This window comes from Mesobacillus sp. (assembly GCF_049588175.1).
In the GTDB taxonomy this organism is placed as follows: domain Bacteria; phylum Bacillota; class Bacilli; order Bacillales; family Cytobacillaceae; genus Mesobacillus.
Window position 1 is genome coordinate 1 of the sequence record NZ_JBAVFI010000628.1, and the last position, 2,343, is coordinate 2,343.

The 2,343-nt window shown below is 41.7% G+C and carries 1 protein-coding gene and 2 pseudogenes; 1 reads left to right on the plus strand and 2 read right to left on the minus strand.

Translation table 11 applies throughout. The features are described 5' to 3' along the window. Positions 1-273: pseudogene (locus tag WB217_RS15140) on the minus strand (hypothetical protein); the annotation flags it as partial. A 292-nt stretch (positions 274-565) separates the two neighbouring features. Between WB217_RS15140 and WB217_RS15145 the strand changes: the two are divergent. Then, the gene (locus tag WB217_RS15145) at positions 566-1,621 is read left to right on the plus strand and encodes a M20 family metallopeptidase (protein ID WP_423994072.1); all 1,056 of its coding nucleotides are present in this window, start codon (positions 566-568) and stop codon (positions 1,619-1,621) included. Between the two features lie 28 nt (positions 1,622-1,649). On the opposite strand, the pseudogene WB217_RS15150 reads toward WB217_RS15145, so the two are convergent. After that, positions 1,650-2,343, minus strand: a pseudogene (locus WB217_RS15150) (hypothetical protein); the annotation flags it as partial.

A 2,343-nucleotide genomic window follows, 5' to 3' on the forward strand; every position in this document is an offset into this window, starting at 1 on the left:
CTTTCCTGCCTCTTCTTCTCTTGCTTTTTTAATCAATGTAGCTGTTTTAGCTAGTCCAAACTCAAGGGTTTCTGCATCCTTATAATAATCATAATTATATAAATGCGTATGAATATCTGTTGTTCCGAGAATACGTAGCTGTACTTCATGCTTTCCTGCCATATCGGGCTTAGCAGCTACAACTGTTTTCCATGAAACTGGTCCTGCCAAAACGGATAATGCCATTGTTGTAGCAACAACAGATTTTCCAAACTTGCGCAAAGGCTTTCTCAAGAAATCCATCTCCTTATTGAATAAATTGGTAGCACACGAATTTAATTATAGTAGGATACACAGATGTGGAATATGGACTGAAAGACCTGAATTTTCTTATTTTTTCGTAAAATTCACGTAAAGGATTAGTACTAACTTCCTAATATTTGTAAGAACCCCCCGAATGATGTCAATATTTGCGAATTATATATTTACAATTTTTCCTCATAAAGTCCTACCATTTATTTATACGGTTTAAAATAGTCTTTAGTGGTAATGTAATGATAGATATTTATATTAGGAGTGTTAGACTATGAAGGAATTGTTAAAAGAACTTCTGCTGATTGAAAGCTCCACCAAGGAAGGTGCCAATCAGGCTGTGGAGTTTTGCAAACAGTGGCTAATAGAGCACGAATTACAACCTGACTTAATTGAAAATAATGGATATAAAATGCTAGTATGTGAAATTGGCGACGGGGATACAACAATTGTTTTCAACGGGCATGTGGATGTCGTATCAGGTAAAAAAGACCAGTTCATTCCTGTTGAAAAAGACGGGCGCTTGTATGCACGTGGTGCAGCGGATATGAAGGCAGGCGTCGCAGCGATGATGGTCGCGATGAAGGAATTGAGAGATCGCAAGCTTGGGGTGAAGATCCAGCTTCAAATTGTTTCGGATGAAGAAATCGGCGGTTACAATTGCTCAGGATACTTAGTCAAAAATGGCTATCGTGGAGATTTTGTCATTTGCTCAGAGCCGACACAGCTAGGGATTGCCCTACAGGCTAAAGGCGTCCTTAGACTTGAAGTGGAGATAAGCGGGAAATCCGCTCACGGAAGCCGGCCATGGGAAGGCGAAAATGCGATTGTAAAGGCTTATAAGGTTTATGAAAAGCTCCTGGACCTGCCTTTTACAAAAGAAAACTCGGAGTTTTACCCTTTCCCTTCTGTTAACCTTGCCATCATCTCTGGCGGAGAGGTTTTTAATAAAGTACCAGACCGCTGCGTCATGTCCCTGGATATAAGGTATCTTCCAGGACAAAACCCGGATGTAATTGTTCAGCAAATCAAAAATATCTCAGGCGGAGAAGTCCGTGTTGGACTCCACGGCATTCCAGTAGCAACCGAGAAGGATAATCGGTTTATTACTCAGTTGAGACCTGTGGTGGAAAAGCATATTGGTGGAGAAGCCGTTCTATTTGGCCAACATGGGGCTGCGGATACACAGTATTTCTCTGCTCATGGAATTCCCGCAATTGAATTTGGCCCTAGTGGCGGAAACTGGCATGGGGACGAGGAGTTTGTGGAGCTTAAGTCGATTGAGACTTATAAGGATATTTTGATTGATTATGTGGAGAATCTTAGTTAATACAAAAGACAGCCCTCCGGCTGTCTTTTTAACTGCTTAAACGATATTTCTTTGACCAGGAGTATAAGAGCAGACTCAGCATCAAGACAATTTGCAGTAAAAAGACAGCCGAATCCCAAAAACGCAGGCTATTGAATGGTTCTGTTAGACCGGGCAGCATGATTTGGTTTATGGCGAAAATGAATTGCGGGATGTAGTAATAGACAGTGATGGCGACCGTTAGCAGGATACCTGCCAGATAGAAAATAGCATAGCCGCGAACAAATTTTTCTTCTCCTGCAAAGGTTTCTGTATGGCTGACTTTAAGGAGTGGCAGCCATTTCCCTAGAAAGTTTCGCCCATTTTCCATCAAGTTATAACAGCCCGTCCAGTTTTCAAACACATAATATAAATCCGTTTTCATAAACACCGCTGCCTGGTACACCAGGCGGATGAAAGTATCCAATACTACTAAATTTAGCAGCCCTGTCAGGATTGATTCTTCACTTGTGAAAAACTGAGCTGTTATAGCTATGAACAATACGACCATATCAAAATACATACCAGCTAGGTACAGCTTATTTCGCTTTTCCGCAGGCAGTTTCCACACCTGCGACATATCCGTTTCAAGGACAACAAAGAAAAGCCGATGCCCCAATTCAATCCTCGCAGGCAACCCCTCCGACCTGACCGCCAAAACATGTCCGAATTCATGAAGCATAACAAGAAGGAATGTAACGATC